Consider the following 18,010-nt stretch of genomic DNA (forward strand, 5'->3'; position numbering starts at 1 on the left):
GGGACGTGATCCATGTCCTTTTGGCATAGAATAGAAACATAAGGGGTATCCAATGTCGTTCGCATCGTCGGGGCGGTTTCTGGGGAATTCGGCTGGGCTCGCCTTGGCCGCGGCGTTGAGCGTGGTCGCCCAGCCTGCGTCAGCACAGCTGACGCAAGGGGCGCAGACGCCGGTGGCCTGCCCGGACGGCAGCGCGCCGCAGCCTAACACCCCGTGCCCGGTCGGCACCGAAGTGGCGACGCCCGACACGCGGCCCGATGCCGCCGGCGACCAGAGCGAGCGGGCCGGCCCGACCGGGCGCAACGACATCGTCGTCACCGGTTCGCGCATCAAGGTGCGCAACCTGACCTCGCTCGAGCCGACCGTCACGGTGGGCGACGCCTATCTCGAGAATCGCGGCATCACCAACGTCGCCAATGCGCTCAACGAACTGCCGCAGTTCCGCGGCAGCGAGACCCCGGACGGCGCGCAGGGCAGCTATGGCCAGGGCATCAACTTCGTGAACCAGTTCGGCCTCGGCTCGAACCGGACGCTGGTGCTGGTCGACGGCAAGCGCTTCGTCACCTCGAACGTGACGTCGCTGTTCAACAGCAGCAGTTACGGGTCACAGGTCGACCTGAACGTCATCCCGTCGATCCTGGTCGATCGGATCGAGGACATTTCGATCGGCGGCGCGCCGGTCTACGGCTCCGACGCGATCGCCGGCGTCGTCAACATCATCCTCAAGAATCGCTACAAGGGTGTCACCACGTCCTTCACCAGTGGCGTCACGGAAGAAGGCGACAATTTCCGCTACAACGCCTCGATCCTCGCCGGCCATGATTTCGCCGGCGGCAAGGGCAACGTCACCTTGTCCTACTCGCACGACAGCGTGGACGGTGTGCTGTACAACGGGCGCGACTTCCTGCGCCAGAACTTGGGCAACGTCACCAACCCGTCGTCGGCGCAGGCCGCCTCGCTTGGCCGCGGCACGACGATCACGCCGGCCAACGACGGTCGTATCGACCCGAACATCGGCTACAACAACAGCAGCACCGACGGTTTCCCGGGCTCGATCGTCGCCCGCGACGTCAGCATCTATTATCTGACCCGTGGCGGCCTGATCACCTACAATCAGAACGCCGCTGGCAATGGCGTCGCCGGGGTCAACCAGCGCTACCAGTTCGACCGCAGCGGTAATCTGGTGCCCTTCAATCGCGGCATCATCTTCCCGGGCATCTATGCGAGCGGCGGCGACGGCTTCCGCTTCAACGATTTCTCGCAGATCACCAGCGATCTGAAGCGCGACACGGTCAACGGCTTCGTCAGCTACGACTTCTCCGATGCCGCCCGCTTTTTCGCGTCGGGCGAATGGTATCACGCGCGCGCCGATCAGCTGGTCACCCAGCCGACGTTCAACAGCAACCTGTTCGGCGGGACCAGCGGGCCGCTGTCCTTCGATATCACCAACCCCTTCCTGACCGATCAGGCGCGCCAGCAGTTGCAGGCGCTGGGGGTCAGCTCGTTCGACGTCTCGCGGGCCTCGGTCGATCTGGCGGACACCTCCGGCTTCTCGCAGACCGACATCCTGCGCGGCGTCGCGGGGATGCGCGGCGATTTCACGCTCGGCGGCCATGCGCTGAACTACGAGGTCAGCGGCACCTATGGTCGCACGCTGATCCGCGACACCAACCAGGATCTCAATGCGCAGAACTTCATCAACGCGGTGAACGTGACGCGCAATGCGGCCGGCCAGATCGTCTGCACCACGGCGCCGACGACGGCGGGCTCGGAGAACGGCTTTGCGGCGCCGGAAGGAACGCCGATCGCCGACAGCGCCTGCGTGCCGCTCAACATCTTCGGCGAAGGGGTGGCGAGCGCCGCGGCGCGCAATTACGTCGTCAACCAGCACACGACGCGCAGCGTGCTCGAGCAATATGTCATCAACGCCAACGTCGGCGGCGAATTATTCAAGCTGTTCGGCAACCAGACCAGCTTCAACATCGGTTACGAGCATCGCAACGAAAAGGGCTCGTTCACGCCCAGCCAGTTCGAGCAGCAGGGGCTGGGCCGTTCGGTGCCGATCAGCCCGCTGTCCGGCCAGTACAATACCGACGAAGTGTTCGGCGAAGTCCAGGTGCCGCTGGTCACACCCGATAACGGGCTCAGCTTCCTCAACCAGTTCACCGTCTTCGGCCGCGGCCGATACGTCGACAATACGGTGAACGGAGGTTTCTTCTCCTGGGCCGTCGGCGGCACCATCGCTCCGGTGCGCGATATCGCTTTCCGCGGCAACTTCACGCGTTCGTTCCGCGCGCCGGCGATCACCGAATTGTTCCTGCCCGTGTCCAACGCCTTTGATACGGTGGACGATCTGTGCGCGCCGGGTGCGATCAACGGGGGGCCTGCACCGGCCACCCGCCAGCGCAACTGCGCGGCATTCCTTGCGAAATATCCCAATGCGACGCCGCTAGACGCTGCGTCGGCGACGGTACCGTCGCAGTCCGGGGGTAATCCGACCCTGAAGAACGAAGTGGCGAACAGCTATACCTTCGGCGTGATCCTGCAGCCACGCTGGATCCGGGGCCTGTCGATCACGGCGGACTATCTGCACATCAGCATCGACAATCCGATTTCGAACCTGTCCGTCGCCACGATCGACTCGGCCTGCTTCGACAATCCGGACTTCAACGCCGCCGATCCTGCCAACGGCAACGCTTTCTGTTCGCAGATCAAGCGCTATGCATCCGGCCAGGGGGGCACTGCCGCCAATGGCGGAGACCGTGGAGGCCAGGTGATCGTCGATCCGCTCAATCCCGGTGTCGTCAGCGGCTTCACCAATGGCAAGAACTACTTCTACGAAGGGATTCAGGCGACGATCGCCTACCGGACCTCGCTCAACGGCTTGCACCTGCCTGGCACCCTGTCGTTCGACGGTAACCTCCTCTACACGGGCAAGCGGGTCAACGACATCACCGGCGTCGCGCCGCAGCGGATCGACGGCACGCTTGGCGATCCGACCTTCGCGGGCCAGTTCAACGTCGCCTATCTCGGCGATGGCTATGGTTTGGTGTCGTCGTTCAACTACACCGGGCAGCAGCTGTTCTCGCGCGTGTCGCGCGGCGCCGACATCCGCGAGTTCGACAAGCTGAAGGACTTCGTAACGATCAATCCGTCCATCTACATCGACGTGGCGAAGCAGTTCCGCTTCAACTTCTCGGTGACCAACTTGCTCAACCGTCGCGGCCAGAAGTTCGGCGATTACATCATCCCGGCGAGCTACAGCGACCTGCTCGGTCGCCGCTTCACCGCGAGCGTGCAGCTGACCTTCTGATCCGGCCTGGCTCCGACCGCGGTAGGCCGCGGCCGGGGCCATCCGGCATGTTCGCACGGACGAACGGCGGGCAGGCGGAGGCTTGTCCCGCCGTTTGCCGTTGGGCAGGATGACGGCCTTGCCAATTGGAGGATCGTCGTGCGCTTCGTCCTGCCGCTGGTGCTGCTGACCCTGGGGATGGCAGCGCCGGACGGCCGCCTGCCGCCGCCGGCCGTGATCTGGCAGGGGAAGGGCGCTGCGATCGAGACGCGGCCCTGCCCGCCGGGCGGCGACCATGACGCAAGCTGCCGGTCCTTGTGGCTACGGTCCGACGGCATGATCCGCCCGCTCGGCGCGGGCTATCTGTCGGTCGAGATGTTATCCGATCATGGCGATGGGCCGGGCGATCCGGACCTCGTCATCCTCGGCAACGACGGGGGCTCGGGCGGCGACGGCGATCTGTTCGCGATCCGCTTCGGCGCGATGGTGACGATCGACACGGTGCGGGGCGAGCGGTTCACCGCGATCCGCGTCACCCATGCGCATGACGGCCTGCGCGTAATGCTGCCCTTCGACATCGAATATTTCAACGGCGCGGCCCATGCGGGGGCGGTGATCGTGCCGCTGCCGGTGCGGTGGCGGGCGGGGCGGGCGGCCGCGGATGTCGCGGCGATGACCCACACGCCCACTTCCGCACCCGACCTTTTCGCCCGCGAAACCGGCGTTCGGCGCGAACTGGCGGCTTGGGCGACAGACGTCGGGGCGACGCTGCACCTCTATCCACCCGCGGCGCGCTCCGGCACCGGCACGACCCTGCACGCCATGGCCGAGCTGATCCTGTCCGGCCACGCCGATGTCGCGCGGGCGATGCTGCACCGTGCATGGTCCCGTCGCCCCGGCAGCACGATCGCCCTAGGCGGCGAGGAGTCATTCTGGCGCGCGATCTGCCGCGCCATGGTCGGCCAGCCGCTCTGGCAGCGTTTCGCCCTCGACCAATTGCCCCATGCCGACTTGGTCGCACGGGCGGCATAGCGACAGCGGGCCCGGGTCAGGATGCCGGCAGCGCGGAACCGGCAAGCGGATTGGCGATGCGCGCGCGGTCCTCGGCAATCAGGCTGCGCAGCGTCGGCGACCGCGTCAGCCAGTCGGCCGCGATCGCCCAATTGGCATGGGCCGGTTCGAAGCGCGTCAGCGGCCGGCGCGTCGCGCCGAACTCGCCCGCATTCATGCCGACGACGGTGGTTCCGGCGAGCAGCGGCGCGCCCGACGCACCCTCGCGGGTGGCGCAATCGTGGAACAGCCAGCCGCGACGCCGGTCGAATGCCCGGATCGTGCAGCCCTGCTGGACACTCAGCCGCCGCATGCTGCGGTCGCGCGAGATGCTCGCCATGACCAGCGGGACGCCGGGGATCGCGTCGGCAGAGGGTAGGCCGAGCGGCAGGTCGAGCCACCCGATGTCCCGGCCGTAGCAATGGTCGAGGCGGATCAGCGCGACATCGGGCGCCGCCGGGCCGGCCGGGTCCCAGACGCGCACTTGCCCGCGCGCCATCACCGCGGCGGCGCCTTTGGCATCGATGCCGAAGCGGATGCGGACGGCATAACGCGCCATCGGATCGTAGGAGACGAGGGCGGTGCCGAACAGCACGTGATAGCTGGTCATCGCATAGCAGGGCGACACCAGAAAGGCGGTGCCCATGCCCGGCATGATGCTGCCGAACCCGTCCTGACCCTGCTTGTTCTGCATGGCGAATTCGGAGGTCAGCTGTCCGACGGGCAGCAGCCTGCGCCACTGAGGGTCGCGCGGTTCCAGATAGCGGCGTGGGTCCGTGCCGTCGGCCGAGAAAACATTGGCAGGGGCGGGCGGCGATGCGGCGGCGACCACCAAGGCGGCGATGGCCGCCAACCGCCGCCGCATCACCGACCGCAGCGGATCAGCGCGCCGCCGCGACCTTGTCATAGGGCGTGAAGGCGCCGAACTGGCAAACGCTCGACGGCACCGACGACGTCGCCTGGACGGTGCGGAAACGATCGCCGCTGCACAATTGCGCGCCACGCCGTTCGACCACCAGGCTGCGCATCGGATGCAGGCCGGGGCAGGCGCCCTGCGGATGCGTGATCCACATGCGGTTGGCGGTGCGCGAATAGGCGATGGTCCTGTCGTCGACGATACGCACCTGCGATCGGGCGTCGAGATCGCTGATACATTGCACCGTCTTGCCGGCGGTACGACCGGCAAGCGGATCGTCCTTCGCCGCGGTAAGCGCCAATGCCGGAATGATGAGCAGGAGAAGCCGCTTCGTCATACAATTGACTCCCGATTGTAACACGAGGTCGCGTGATCTTCGATGCGATTGCGGTAGCTTAGGGGCGGCAGTGATGGGCGGCAATGGTGAAAGTGGATTCGGAAGACTTTCCAGACGAATACTTGACCCACTGCGCCGGTTGGTGCCGCTTCGCGATCGGGCCGCATCCGGCGCGGCCCCCTTCGCGGTTCGGCAACGGCGAGGGGGAGCCAAGGTTCGGTGGCGATCGCCGATCAGAACGCGCCCGACAGCGTCAGAAATGCCTGGCGCGGCGGCTGGGCATAGCTGTTCCACGTCTTGCTCGCGGCGCCGACGACGATCTCATAGACGCCCTTGCGATTGGTCACGTTGGTGATGTTGACCGACAGGCGTAGCGACTTGAAGGCGGTGCCGGGGATCGGGCCAAGGCCGTAGGCCGCCTGCAGGCCGAGCAGGAACCGGCCGGGCACCGACTGGTCGTTGGTGAAGGTGGCGAAGCGCCGGCCGACATAATCGCCGATCGCCTGAACCTCGACCGGCCCGGCAGTGGCGGTGACCACCGTCTTGTTCAGCCAGCGCGCGACGTTGGGCACGTCCTTGCCCGCGGTCGGCACAACGGTGCTGCCGCTGGTGTAATCGTCGTCGTAGCGCGAGCGATTGTAGGACAGCGCGTTGTACAGCGACAGGCCGCCGCCGAAGCGCAACGTCGCCGCCGCATCGATGCCGTCGGTGGTGACGCCGCCGACGTTCTGCAGGATCGGCACGCCGCCGATCACCGACGAGATCACCGTTGTCGGGCTGATCGACAGCAACCGGTTGCGAAAGGCGACGTGATAGGCGCTGACCTGCGCCTCGACGCTAGTAACTGGGCCGAAGGTGAGCTGGTGACGAGTGCGCAGGCCGGCCTCGTAGGTCCAGGAGCTTTCCGGTTCGACGCTGCTCCTGATCCGGTCGAACGCCTGCTGGCTGCCGACGTTGTAGGGGGACTGGCCGGCCGCGACCGACGCCTGGAACTGGCGCACGTTCTTTTGGACGTGGGCGAACAGCTGATCGTCGGGCGTGATGTCCCACACCGCGCCGATCGCAGGCAGGAACCATTTGCGGGTGTTGAGCCGCCCTTCCGGGAAGCCGGTCGACGAGCCGGGCAGGGCGCCGGGCAACGGCTGGACGGGGATGCGGCCGTCGGCGAATTGCAGGCTGGACTTGAACCCGGCCTCGATCGCCAGATCGGGGGTGACGTGCCAGCGATCCTGCAGGTGGAGCTGGACGATGTCGTAGCTGACGATGCTGGCATATTGCGTCAGCCGGCGCAGCGACGGGTCGGCCCATTCATAGGGCGAGGGCGGGCTGTCGACCGGCGCGGCATACCAGCGGCGGAAGATCGTGTTGCGATTGTGCTCGTACCAGCCGCCGAATTCGATCTCATGCGCGCCGGTACGGACTTGCAGCGTCGAGATCAGGCCGCGCCGGTCGATGCCATATTCGGTGGTGCGCAGCGCATAGCCGGAATTGCCGAACACCTGCTTCAGGTTCTGGCCCGGATAATAGATGCGGAACAGGCCGGGCAGGCCGGCGGCGGCGATCGGTCCGGTGATCTGGCCCTGACCCTCGTCATGATGGCCGTAGATCTGGTGCGACAGGCTGACCGCGTCGCTGAAGCGATATTCGTATTTGAGATAGGCGAGATAATCGGTGCGCTGCGCATCGCCGAAGTAATTGGCGTAATTGTTCGGGTTGCTGGCTGGCGGCGCGCCGTTGCCGTCGACGTAGCGCAGCGCCGCCTGCCAGTCCGGAAACAGCAGCGAGCGGTAGTAAGGCTCCGCGCCGCCGGCATTGTGGGCGACCGAATCCTGATTCGGTTCGACCTTGTCGGACAGGGCGAAATAGCCGGTCAGGGTATCGCGCTCGCCCTTGTGGACGAATTTGGCATTGGCCTGCCAGCCGCCCTGGCGCGCGTCGAACTCCCACGCCCGCGCGCGCTGGCGCACGACCGCGACATAGCCGGCATTGCTGCCGCCGAGGCCGTCGACCAGCCCGCTGTCGAGGCGGAGATAGGTGCGGTTCGCGTCATAGCTGCCGATCGTCTGGCCGAAGCGCGCGCCATAGCTGGCGGCAGGATCGCTGGTGTAGGTTTCGAGGCCGCCGCCGAGATTGCTGACCGAGGCGGTGCCGAGATCGGCCGCGCCGGCGGTGAGCCTGACGCTGCCGACATTCTCGCTGATCACGGCGCGCTGGGGAGAAAGGCCGTTGAAATTGCCGTAGCTCTGATCGCCGAGCGGGACGCCGTCGAGGGTGAATCCGAGCTGGTTCTGGTTGAAGCCGTGGACGAGCAGCGAGATATTCTGTTCGTTGTTGCCCCAGGGATCGGCGGTTTCGAACTGGACGCCGGGCAGCGTCTGGATCGCCTTGACCGGATTGACGCCGGGCAGCACCTTCTGGATCTCGCTGCCCTCCAGCGTCACCGCGGAGCGGGTCGCGCGCTTGCCGGTGACGACGATCAGCCCCTCCTCACTGTGAGGGGCGTCGGACTGTGCGGCGGCCGGTGCGCCATCCTGGGCGAGCGCGGGTGTCGCGGCGAGCAGCGACGATGCCAAAGCGAGCGCCGCACGACAGCGTGCGCCGGACGAAGAAACGGCCATGTAACCCCCCAAAGGTCCGCGGGATCGCGGTGGCGGGCGATTAGGGGCGAGATATGACCGTTTCGGGATTGCCCTATGTCATGCCGATGACGGTCGCCGGGCGATCCGCCGCTCGATCGCGATCCAGAAATCGCAGAAGGCGCGTGTGGCCGCGGAGCGCGGCGCGTAGGCGCCGACCGGCGCGCGATGCTGCCCCATCGCCTCGACCGCGCTGGCGGCCGGGATCGTCGGCCAGTCCGGCTTGGCCGCCAAGGCGTCGGCATGGAGCCGGCGACGGCGATCGACCATGGCGTGGACCGGCAGCACCGGCACCTTGCCGCCGAGATGCCGCGTCACTTCGTCCAGGGCACGTTGCGCGAGCGGGGCGGGGACGACGGGCACGACGATAAGGTCGGCGGCGCGGATCACCTGTTCGGTGGTTTCGGTCAGACCGGGTGGGCAGTCGAGCAGGACGTGATCATAGTCGCCGAGGCCGTCGATGAGCCGGCCGAGCCGCTTGCGCTTGCCCAAGGCGTGGAGCGTCTGGTCGAGGTCACGCAGCGACGGGTCGGCGGCGATCAGGTCGAGCCGCGGCACGGTGGTGGGTCGTGCCTGCGCCGCGGCGGCGACGTCCTGGGTGAAGATCGCTTGCGCTCGATCCGCTGCCCGTCCGCCGGGCCGGGCGAGGATCCAGCTCGCCGCCGCCTGCGGATCGAGATCCCAGACGAGGGTGCGGCGGCACGACTGGGTCGCGGCGCACCAGCCGAGGTTGACCGTGATGCTGGTCTTTCCGACGCCGCCCTTGGAACTGTAGATCGCGATGGTCGCCATGCAGCAGAACGTATCGTTTTGGACCTATCGCGTCGAGATGCGTCACCCGGTTGTAACAAAAAAGGGCCGGCGGCTCATGCCACCGGCCCCATCTGTGCGGGTCAGACCGACCCTATCAGGACTTGCAGGTCAGCGAGTCCTTGCCCGGCCGGGTCAGGGTGATGTTGCTGGGGTTGCCGGTCAGCTTCCAGCCGCCGGTGGCGGTCAGCGGATCGCCGCCCTTGTCGGCGGTCAGGCGGGTCGGCGAGCCGGCCTTCTCCGTGCGCACCAGCGCCTGCTTGTCGCCTTCGAAGAAGGTGACGTAGACGAGACTGTTGTCCTTGCAGCGGAAGGTCTTCTCCGCCTTGATGGCGGGCGGCAGTTCGACCGGGGCCCGGTTGGCGAGCTGCGTCGCCATCGGATCGGGATTGGTGTCGACGACCTCGGGCTGGGCCGGCTTGTTGTTGCAGGCGGCCAGCGCGAGCAGCGTGGCGGCGGCGGGGAGGAGGAGGGGGCTCTTCATAGCGCGGCGGTGCTTCGCGTATGCAACATGGAGCGTCAAGGGCGTTGCGTCCCCATTGCGGCGAACCGCCAAGTCCAGCTTGCGCTTTTGCAAGTTGGCCTGCGCCGCGCCGCGATCGCGGGTTGCCGCGCCGCCTGGCCCGCGCCATCTAGCGGCGATGCACACGACCCCCGACACGCTCGCCCTGATCGGCAACACCCCGCTGGTCCGCCTGAAAGGGCCGAGCGAGGCGACCGGCTGCGATATCTTCGGCAAGTGCGAATTCGCCAATCCCGGCGCGAGCGTGAAGGACCGCGCCGCGTTGGGCATCGTCGAGGATGCGGAGGCGCGCGGGGCGTTGCGGCCGGGCGGCACGATCGTCGAGGGCACGGCGGGCAATACCGGCATCGGCCTGGCGCTGGTCGCCAATGCCAAGGGCTACAAGACGATCATCGTCATGCCCGAGACGCAGAGCCGCGAGAAGATGGATACGCTGCGCGCGCTCGGCGCCGAACTCGTGCTGGTGCCCGCCGCGCCCTATTCGTCGCCCTATCATTTCGTCCACACCAGTCGCCGCATCGCGGAGGAGCGCGACAATGCGCTGTGGGCGAACCAGTTCGACAATGTTGCCAACCGTCGCGCCCACATCACCGGCACCGCCGAGGAGATCTGGGCGCAGATGGAGGGGCGGATCGACGGCTTCACCTGCGCGGTCGGCACCGGCGGCACCTTCGCGGGCGTCGGTCTGGGGCTGAAGGCGAAGGACGAGGCGGTGTGTATCGCGCTCAGCGATCCCTATGGCGCGGCGCTCTACGATTATTACGCCTGCGGCGAATTGCGCAGCGAGGGCAGTTCGGTGGCGGAAGGAATCGGCCAGGGGCGGATCACCGCCAATCTGGAAGGGGCGCCGGTCGACACGCAGTTTCGCATTTCCGACCAGGAGGGATGGGAATGGGTGCAGCGGCTGCTGGCGGAGGAGGGGCTGTGCCTGGGCCTGTCGTCCGGGATCAACGTCGCCGGTGCGGTGCGGCTGGCGCGGCATCTCGGGCCGGGCAAGCGCATCGCGACGATCCTGTGCGATACCGGCTTCCGCTATCTGTCGTCGCTCTACGATCCGGCGTGGCGGGAGGCGAAGGGGCTGGCGTGATTCGGGCCCGTCCGCCATCGTCGCGTCCGTATTCGACAAACGCGTGACAAGCCGTTATATTGATACGGCAAGATGAAATCGTCGCGCGACACATCCCAAACCGTCCAGCGGGTCAAGGTCGGCATGATCGGCCTGGTGGCCGTGGTGCTGCTGATCGCCGTCGCCTCCGCGATCCTGGGCTCGGCCACGCGCGAGCGGCCGATCGCCACCGCGGGATCTGCCCAGGCATCGGTGGTCGCCAACATCGCCATCACCAACATCGATTCCGGGCAGACCGATGGCTCGGGCGAACCGCTCGCCGAACTCGGCGTCGCCCCCTCCACCAGCAACAGCCTCGCCGCCAAGTGATCCGGCGGGGAAAATCGGGGACGGTGCCCGTAAACGGCGCCGGCGGCGGTGATTCCGGTCGCTTGATCGGGTTCCACCGCCTCACGTTTTGGGGCCATTCCCCGCCGGATTGACCCGCTGGTGGGTGCGAATTCCCCGCCTTTCCCCTAAAATCCCGTTGCGTCCCCGCAGGCCTGTTGGTATCGACAGCGAACAACGGGGCAGGTGTCACCCTTTGCTTTGCGCAAAGATGCTCGGAAGCCGGTGATGGCCGGTTTTCGAAGGTGTGATGCCGTGCGCGCCATGGTGCGAGGCGGGCGTGACGGAAAGGGGCAACTATCAGGGAAGCGGACTTGCTCTTGTCGACGACAAGGGCCGTGTCGCGATCCCGAATGCCCTGCGCTCGACGCTGGCCGAGAATGCGCCGCGCGCCGACGGCAAGGACGGCGGCACGGTGATCGTCGCCGCGCACGAGGACCAGCCCTGCCTGATCGCCTACGACCCCGCCTATGTCGACGAACTGAAGCGCGAGCTGAACGAGCGGGTCGCCCTGTCCCGCGGTGCCGACGGCAAGATCGACCACAATATCAAGCGCGGCGGCGCCAATGGCGAGGCGGTGCCGTTCGACGGTTCCGGCCGGTTCATCATGCCGGGCTTTCCGCGCTTCTACGCCAACATCGGCGCGCACGCCTTCTTCTGGGGGACGTTCGACTATATCGAGATCTGGGACCCGAAGACCCTGCTCTCCACTCCCGGCATCGCGCCGCAGATGGTCGCTGCCTGCCGCTTCTACTGCCAGGACAAGGGGATCGCGCTTGACTGACGCTCCCCATATCCCGGTGCTGCTCGGCGAGGTGATCGCGGCGCTGGCGCCTGCGCCCGGCGAGACGATGGTCGACGCGACCTTCGGCGCCGGCGGCTATACGCGCGCGATCCTGGCGACCGGCGCCCGCGTCATTGCATTCGACCGCGATCCCGATGCGATCGCGGCGGGACGGGCGGCGGCCCTCGACGGCCTGACGCTGGTCCACAGCGACTTTTCGGCGCTGGAGGCGGCGCTCGACGCGCCGGTCGACGGGCTGACGATGGACATCGGCGTGTCGTCGATGCAGCTCGACCAGGCGGGGCGGGGCTTCTCGTTCCAGGCGGACGGGCCGCTCGACATGCGGATGAGTCAGGACGGGCCGAGCGCCGCAGATTTTCTCAATACCGCCGACGAGAGCGAGATCGCCGACGTCCTCTACCATTATGGCGAGGAGCCGCGGTCGCGGCGGGTCGCGCGCGCGATCGTCGCGGCGCGGCCGCTAACCCGGACGGGCGAGCTGGCGGCCGTGGTGCGCAAGGCGCTGGGTCACCGGCCGCATGACAAGAAGGATCCGGCGACGCGGACCTTCCAGGCGATCCGCATCCATGTGAACCGCGAGCTGGACGAGCTGGCCGAAGGGCTGGCGGCGGCGGAGCGGGCGCTGAAGCCGGGCGGCCGGCTGGCGATCGTCACCTTCCACAGCCTGGAGGATCGGCTGGTCAAGCGCTTCCTGCGCGAGCGGTCGGGCGCGACGCCGGGCGGTTCGCGCCACCTGCCGCAGGCGGTGGCGGGGCGTGCGCCGACCTTCGAACGGGTCGGCAAGCCGGTGCGCGCCGGTGCGTCGGAACTGGCGCGCAATCCGCGCGCGCGGTCGGCGACGCTGCGCGCCGCGGTGCGGACCGCGGCCCCGGCCTGGCCGGCGCAGGAATCGAGCGTGGGGTTCAACACCAATTTGGGTCCGGGGGCGGACAGCAAGCAGGAGGCACGGGCATGACGGCGGCGTATCGGTTGAAGGGGATCGGGTGGTTCGGCGGCTGTGTCGCCGTCGTCCTCGGTTTCTACCTGGTGTCGCTGCAGGTCGCCGCCGAGCGCAAGAAGCTGGAAGGCATGGACCGCAAGATCGAATCGGCCCAGCGCGAGATCCGCGCGCTGGAGACCGAATTCGACACGCGCGCCAATCTCGCGCAGCTGGAGAAATGGAACGGCGAGACGCTGGCGCTGGCCGCGCCGACCGCGGGCCAGTTCGTCACCGACGAGGCGGCGCTCGCCAGCCTCGACGCCAACCACGGACCCAATGGCAGCGACGGCAAGACCCAGACCGCCGCGCTGGTCGTGCCGTCGCTCGTCACGCCGCATGTCCCGGCCGCCCCCGCCGCGACCCCGGCGCCCGCCGTCGTCCAGGTCGCCGCCGCACTGCCCGAGGCGCGCCGTGCCGTGATCCCGACCCACCGCGCCGCCGCCGACGCGACCGTGATCCATGCGACCGCGATGGAAAAGAGCCCGCGGATGATCGCCAAGCTTGACGATGCCGCGCGCAGCAAGGCGGCGGTCGCCAAGGTACGGCCGCAGGCGGTGGCGCTGCTCGACAAGAAGCTGCTGTCCGACACCACCTTGGGCGAGATCCTGTCGAGCGCGCGGGCGGAGGCTCGCAAACGGTGACCGTCATTGTCGCCCGACCTGCAGCGCAGCGGCGCAGCGCCGGCCAGCGCCAGGCGCTGGTCGCGACCAGCCACACCCGGCTGATGATGCTGCTGCTGCTGTTCGCGGCGGCGGTGGTGGTGGTGATCATGCGCCTGGCGATGCTGGGCGCCTTCTCGGGCGAGGAAGCCGCGGCGCGGACCGCGGCGCTGGCGGCGCGCGGCGACATCGTCGACCGCAACGGCGCGCCGCTGGCACGGACGATCGACGCCTGGACGATCGCGGTGCATCCGCGCAAGGTGCTGGGCGACAAGATGGAGATCGCGGCCCGGCTCGCCGCGCTGATGCCCGACCGCGGCGACCAGGCCTGGTTCTACGCACAGCTGACCAAGCCGGTCAGCTTCACCTATCTGCAGCGCCGCGCCAGCCCGGCGCTGGTCGAGCAGGTCAATGCGATCGGCGAGCCCGCGATCGTCTTCGCGCGCGAGACGCAGCGACTCTATCCGCAGTCGACGCTGGCGGCGCATGCGCTCGGCTTCCTGTCGACCGACGGCCACGGCATGAGCGGCATGGAGCGCGTGCTCGACGAGCGGCTGCTCGACCCGGCCAAGGCGGGCCAGCCGGTCGCGCTGTCGATCGACACGCGGGTGCAGGCAGCGCTGGAGAGCGAGCTTGGCCGCGCGATGACCACCTTCTCGGCGCATGCCGCCGGCGGCATCGTCCTCGACGTCCACACCGGCGAGGTGATCTCCATGGTGTCGCTGCCGACCTTCAACCCCAACCGGGTCGGCAAGTCGGGCAGCGACGAGCTGCGCAACATCACCACGCAAAGCGTGTTCGAGCTGGGCTCGACGTTCAAGCCGATCACCATGGCGGCGGCGATCGACAGCGGCGTCGTGACGAGCCTCAACCGCCGGTTCGACGCGACCCATCCGCTGCAGGTCGGCCGCTTTACCATCCATGACGAGCGCGGCGATCCGAAGCGCTGGCTCAACATGGCGGAAACGCTGATTTATTCGTCCAACATCGCCACCGCACGCGTTGCCGACGAGGTCGGGCCGGAGCGGATGCAGGCGATGTTCAAGCGACTGGGCTTCGACACCAAGCCGGACATCGAGCTGCGCGAGAAGGGGCGGCCGCTGTGGCCGGGCTTCTGGGCCCGGACGACGACGATGACGACGGCTTATGGCCACGGCATCGCGGTGACGCCGCTGCATCTCGCCTCGGCTTATGCCGCGCTGGTCAACGGCGGTATCTGGCGGCCGGCGACGCTGATCAAGACCGCGGTGGGCGACGCGCCGCGCGGGCGCCGGGTGATCAGCGAGGCGACCAGCGCGCGCATGCGCCAGATGCTGCGGCTGATCGTGTTGCGCGGCACGGGCCGCAAGGGCGACGCGCCGGGCTATCGCGTCGGCGGCAAGACCGGCACGGCGGAGGCCGCGGTGGCGGGCGGCTACGACCGATCGCGCAACGTCGCCACCTTCGCGGCGGCCTTCCCGATGGATGCGCCGCGTTATGTCGTGGTGGCGATGCTCGACTCGCCGCAGGGAACGAAGGAGACCGGCGGGTGGAAGACCGCTGCGTGGAACGCGGCGCCCGTCGTCGGCCGCACCATCGCCCGGGTCGGGTCGATGTTGGGCGTGGTGCCCGACGAGCGGCGTGACATCGACGTCTCCGACATCACCCCGACATTGTGGCAGGATCCCAGCGCGCCACCGGTCGACGGCCGGTGATCCGGGCGATAGGGTCGATCGCATGAGGCTGGGACAATTGATTGGCGGTGACGGGCAGGCGATCGTCACCGGGTTCGCCATCGATCACCGCAAGGTCGCGCCGGGCACGATCTTCGGCGCCTTCCAGGGCGCGCGCGTCAATGGCGAGGATTTCATCGCCGACGCGGTGCGCAGTGGTGCGATCGCCGTGGTGGTACGGCCGGGCGTCGCGGTCGAGGGCGCGCTGGCCATCGAAGACGAGACGCCGCGCGAAAAGTTCGCGCAGCTCGCCGCCGCCTTCTTCGCGCCGTTTCCCGATGTCGCGGTCGCAGTCACCGGCACCAATGGCAAGACCTCGACGGTCGAGATGACCCGGCAATTGTGGCGGATGGCGGGCCATCATGCCGCATCGATCGGCACCTTGGGTGTCACGACGGCCGACGAGCGGGTGACGACGGGGCTGACCACGCCCGACGTCGTCACCTTCCTGTCCAACGTCGCCGGGCTGGCGCGCGAGGGCGTGACGCATCTCGCCTTCGAAGCGTCGAGCCACGGCCTGACCCAATATCGCACGGAAGGGCTGCGCGTCGCCGCCGCCGCCTTCACCAACCTCAGCCGGGACCATCTCGACTATCACGGCGACATGGGCGCCTATCTGACCGCCAAGTTGCGGCTGTTCTCGGAAGTGCTCGACCCCGCCGGCACCGCGGTGGTGTGGGCGGACGACATCCACGCCGATCGCGTCGTCGACCTCGCGCGGGCGCGCGGCAATCGGCTGATCAGCGTCGGCGAGCGCGGCGCGACGCTGCGGCTGGTGCGGCGCGACCCGACGCTGTTGGGGCAGGGGCTGACGATCGAAGCCGATGGCCGGGAGCATCGCGTCACACTGCCGCTGATCGGCGGCTATCAGGCGGCGAACGCCTTGGTGGCAGCCGGGCTGGTGATCGCGACCGGTGGCGACGTCACGCGGACGATCGCCGATCTGGCGCGATTGCAGCCGGTGCGCGGGCGGCTGGAACGGGCGGTGATCACGCGCAGCGGCGCGCCGGTCTATGTCGATTATGCCCACACGCCCGATGCGCTGGAGGCGGCGATCGCGGCATTGAAGCCCCACGCCGGCGGGCGGCTGATCGTGGTGTTCGGCGCCGGTGGCGACCGCGACCCCGGCAAGCGCGAGACGATGGGCCAGGTCGCGGGCACGCAGGCCGACGTTGCGATCGTCACCGACGACAATCCGCGGACCGAGGACCCGGCGGCGATCCGCGCCGAGATCCTGCGTGGCGCGACCGGCCTGCGCGAGATCGGCGACCGGCGCGCGGCGATCGCGGCGGCGATCGCCGAGGCGGGGCCGGAGGATATCGTACTGATCGCCGGCAAGGGGCATGAGCAGGGCCAGATCGTCGGCGATCTGGTGCTGCCGTTCGACGACGTCGGCGTCGCGCGCGAGTGCGCGGCGTGAGGGGGGGCGGTCTGCTCCCCTCCCCTTCAGGGGAGGGGCTTTGATGACCACCCTCTGGACCGCCGCGGAGATCGCCGCCGCGACCTCGGGCATCGCTGCCGCCGACTTCGCCGTCTCCGGCGTCGCCTTCGACAGCCGCGAGGTCGGGCCGGGCGATCTGTTCGTCGCGCTGACCGGCGAAAGCACCGACGGCCACCGCTTCCTCGACCAGGCCTTCGCGCAGGGCGCGGCGGGCGCGATCGTGTCGCAGGACGCGCCGTACCCGCACGTCCGGGTCGCGGACACCGCCGCGGCGCTGAACGACCTGGGCCGGGCGGCGCGGGCGCGGATGACCGGCATGGTGATCGGCGTCACCGGCTCGGTCGGCAAGACCAGCGCCAAGGAGGCGCTGTTCGCCGCGCTCGACCGGTCGCTGCCGGATCGTGTCCATCGCTCGGTCAAGAGCTACAACAATCATACCGGCGTGCCGCTCAGCCTCGCCCGCATGCCGCGCGACACCGAGGTCGGCGTGTTCGAGATGGGCATGAATCATGCCGGCGAGCTCGCCCAACTGACCCGGCTGGTGCGTCCGCATATCGCCGTCGTCACCGCCATCGCGCCCGCGCACACCGCCTTCTTCCCCGACGAGAGCGCGATCGCCGACGCCAAGGGTGAAATCTTCCAGGGCCTGGAGCCGGGCGGGACCGCGATCGTGCCCTATGACAGCCCGCATCGCGACCGGCTGATCGCCGCCGCTACGCCCTATGCGGCGCGGATCGTCACCTTCGGCCTCGACAAGGGCGCCGACGTCCATGCCCTGGAGGCAATGCGGCTGCCGACCGGCGGCACCTTCGTCTCGGCGCGGATCGGCGCGCGCGAACTGTCCTTTACGCTGTCGCAGCCGGGGCTGCACTGGGTGTCGAACGCGCTGGCGGTGCTGGCGGCGGTCGATGCGGCCGGCGCCGACCTCGGCCTTGCCGGACTCGCACTCGCCGAACTCGGCGGCCTCGTCGGCCGCGGCGCGCGCTTCCTCGCCCCGGCCGCGGGCGGGGACATGCTGGTCATCGACGAAAGCTACAACGCCAATCCCGCCTCGATGCGCGCGACGCTGGCGGTGCTGGCGCAGGAGCCGGGGCGCCACCTCGCCGTGCTCGGTGAGATGCGCGAGCTGGGCGACGACAGCGATGCCTATCATGCGGGGCTGGCCGAGCCGATCGTCGCGGCGCGCGTCGAAACGGCGCTGCTCGTCGGCGAAGCGATGACGCCGCTCGTCAAGGCCCTTGAGGGGCGCGTCGATGTCGTCCATGTGCCCGACGCCGCGACCGCCCTGGGCCGCCTTCGGGACCTGGCCCGTGCCGGCGACGCGGTGCTCGTCAAAGGATCGAATGGGGTGGGGCTGTCGCGGCTGGTCGCGGGCCTTGGGGGCGGAACTACCTGAT

The 18,010-nt window shown here is 68.5% G+C and carries 15 protein-coding genes; 10 read left to right on the forward strand and 5 right to left on the reverse strand.

Translation table 11 applies throughout. The annotated features are described in order from the left end of the window. Positions 1 to 52 precede the first annotated feature (52 nt). Positions 53 to 3,313 (forward strand): TonB-dependent receptor domain-containing protein, encoded by a 3,261-nt coding sequence (locus D9601_RS14595; protein ID WP_198354757.1) that lies wholly within the window; start codon positions 53 to 55, stop codon positions 3,311 to 3,313. A gap of 138 nt (positions 3,314 to 3,451) precedes the next feature. Next, a complete protein-coding gene (locus tag D9601_RS14600) occupies positions 3,452 to 4,324 on the forward strand; it encodes a hypothetical protein (protein WP_198354758.1) in 873 nt (290 codons plus the stop codon). Positions 4,325 to 4,340: 16 nt separating this feature from the next. Here D9601_RS14600 and D9601_RS14605 read toward each other — a convergent pair whose 3' ends face one another. From D9601_RS14605 to D9601_RS14625, 5 genes are all read right to left on the reverse strand, one after another. Beyond that, positions 4,341 to 5,207, reverse strand: coding sequence for a trypsin-like serine peptidase (locus D9601_RS14605; protein WP_198354759.1), 867 nt, complete (start codon positions 5,205 to 5,207; stop codon positions 4,341 to 4,343). Positions 5,208 to 5,223: 16 nt separating this feature from the next. Then, the gene (locus D9601_RS14610; RefSeq protein ID WP_198354760.1) at positions 5,224 to 5,595 is read right to left on the reverse strand and encodes a DUF6491 family protein; all 372 of its coding nucleotides are present in this window, start codon (positions 5,593 to 5,595) and stop codon (positions 5,224 to 5,226) included. A gap of 233 nt (positions 5,596 to 5,828) precedes the next feature. Beyond that, entirely contained in the window at positions 5,829 to 8,213 is a 2,385-nt protein-coding gene (locus D9601_RS14615; RefSeq protein ID WP_198354761.1) for a TonB-dependent receptor, read from the reverse strand. A gap of 78 nt (positions 8,214 to 8,291) precedes the next feature. Next, positions 8,292 to 9,023, reverse strand: a complete 732-nt coding sequence (locus D9601_RS14620) for a ParA family protein (RefSeq protein WP_198354762.1) — start codon at positions 9,021 to 9,023, stop codon at positions 8,292 to 8,294. Between the two features lie 115 nt (positions 9,024 to 9,138). Continuing rightward, positions 9,139 to 9,525 carry a hypothetical protein gene (locus tag D9601_RS14625; protein WP_198354763.1) on the reverse strand — a complete coding sequence of 129 codons (387 nt, stop codon included), beginning with the start codon at positions 9,523 to 9,525 and terminating at the stop codon, positions 9,139 to 9,141. Between the two features lie 157 nt (positions 9,526 to 9,682). On the opposite strand from D9601_RS14625, the gene D9601_RS14630 reads away from it, so the two are divergent. The 8 genes from D9601_RS14630 to D9601_RS14665 all read left to right on the forward strand — a co-directional run bounded on the left by D9601_RS14630 (position 9,683) and on the right by D9601_RS14665 (position 18,009). Beyond that, the gene (locus D9601_RS14630) at positions 9,683 to 10,651 is read left to right on the forward strand and encodes a cysteine synthase A (protein WP_198354764.1); all 969 of its coding nucleotides are present in this window, start codon (positions 9,683 to 9,685) and stop codon (positions 10,649 to 10,651) included. Between the two features lie 72 nt (positions 10,652 to 10,723). Beyond that, the gene (locus D9601_RS14635; RefSeq protein ID WP_198354765.1) at positions 10,724 to 10,999 is read left to right on the forward strand and encodes a hypothetical protein; all 276 of its coding nucleotides are present in this window, start codon (positions 10,724 to 10,726) and stop codon (positions 10,997 to 10,999) included. A gap of 298 nt (positions 11,000 to 11,297) precedes the next feature. Further along, positions 11,298 to 11,801, forward strand: coding sequence for a division/cell wall cluster transcriptional repressor MraZ (locus D9601_RS14640; RefSeq protein WP_332838015.1), 504 nt, complete (start codon positions 11,298 to 11,300; stop codon positions 11,799 to 11,801). Then, positions 11,794 to 12,777, forward strand: coding sequence for a 16S rRNA (cytosine(1402)-N(4))-methyltransferase RsmH (gene rsmH, locus D9601_RS14645; RefSeq protein WP_198354767.1), 984 nt, complete (start codon positions 11,794 to 11,796; stop codon positions 12,775 to 12,777). Before D9601_RS14640 ends, rsmH begins: the two co-directional genes overlap by 8 nt. After that, on the forward strand, positions 12,774 to 13,442 hold the full coding sequence (locus D9601_RS14650) for a hypothetical protein (protein WP_198354768.1): 669 nt from the start codon (positions 12,774 to 12,776) through the stop codon (positions 13,440 to 13,442). Before rsmH ends, D9601_RS14650 begins: the two co-directional genes overlap by 4 nt. Further along, positions 13,439 to 15,154 (forward strand): peptidoglycan D,D-transpeptidase FtsI family protein, encoded by a 1,716-nt coding sequence (locus D9601_RS14655; RefSeq protein WP_198354769.1) that lies wholly within the window; start codon positions 13,439 to 13,441, stop codon positions 15,152 to 15,154. Before D9601_RS14650 ends, D9601_RS14655 begins: the two co-directional genes overlap by 4 nt. Before the next feature lie 22 nt (positions 15,155 to 15,176). Then, a complete protein-coding gene (locus D9601_RS14660; protein WP_198354770.1) occupies positions 15,177 to 16,592 on the forward strand; it encodes a UDP-N-acetylmuramoyl-L-alanyl-D-glutamate--2,6-diaminopimelate ligase in 1,416 nt (471 codons plus the stop codon). A gap of 43 nt (positions 16,593 to 16,635) precedes the next feature. Beyond that, positions 16,636 to 18,009, forward strand: coding sequence for a UDP-N-acetylmuramoyl-tripeptide--D-alanyl-D-alanine ligase (locus D9601_RS14665; protein ID WP_198354771.1), 1,374 nt, complete (start codon positions 16,636 to 16,638; stop codon positions 18,007 to 18,009). Position 18,010 lies beyond the last annotated feature (1 nt).

It is taken from the genome of Sphingomonas sp. MA1305 (genome assembly GCF_016107325.1).
Classification (GTDB): domain Bacteria; phylum Pseudomonadota; class Alphaproteobacteria; order Sphingomonadales; family Sphingomonadaceae; genus Sphingomonas.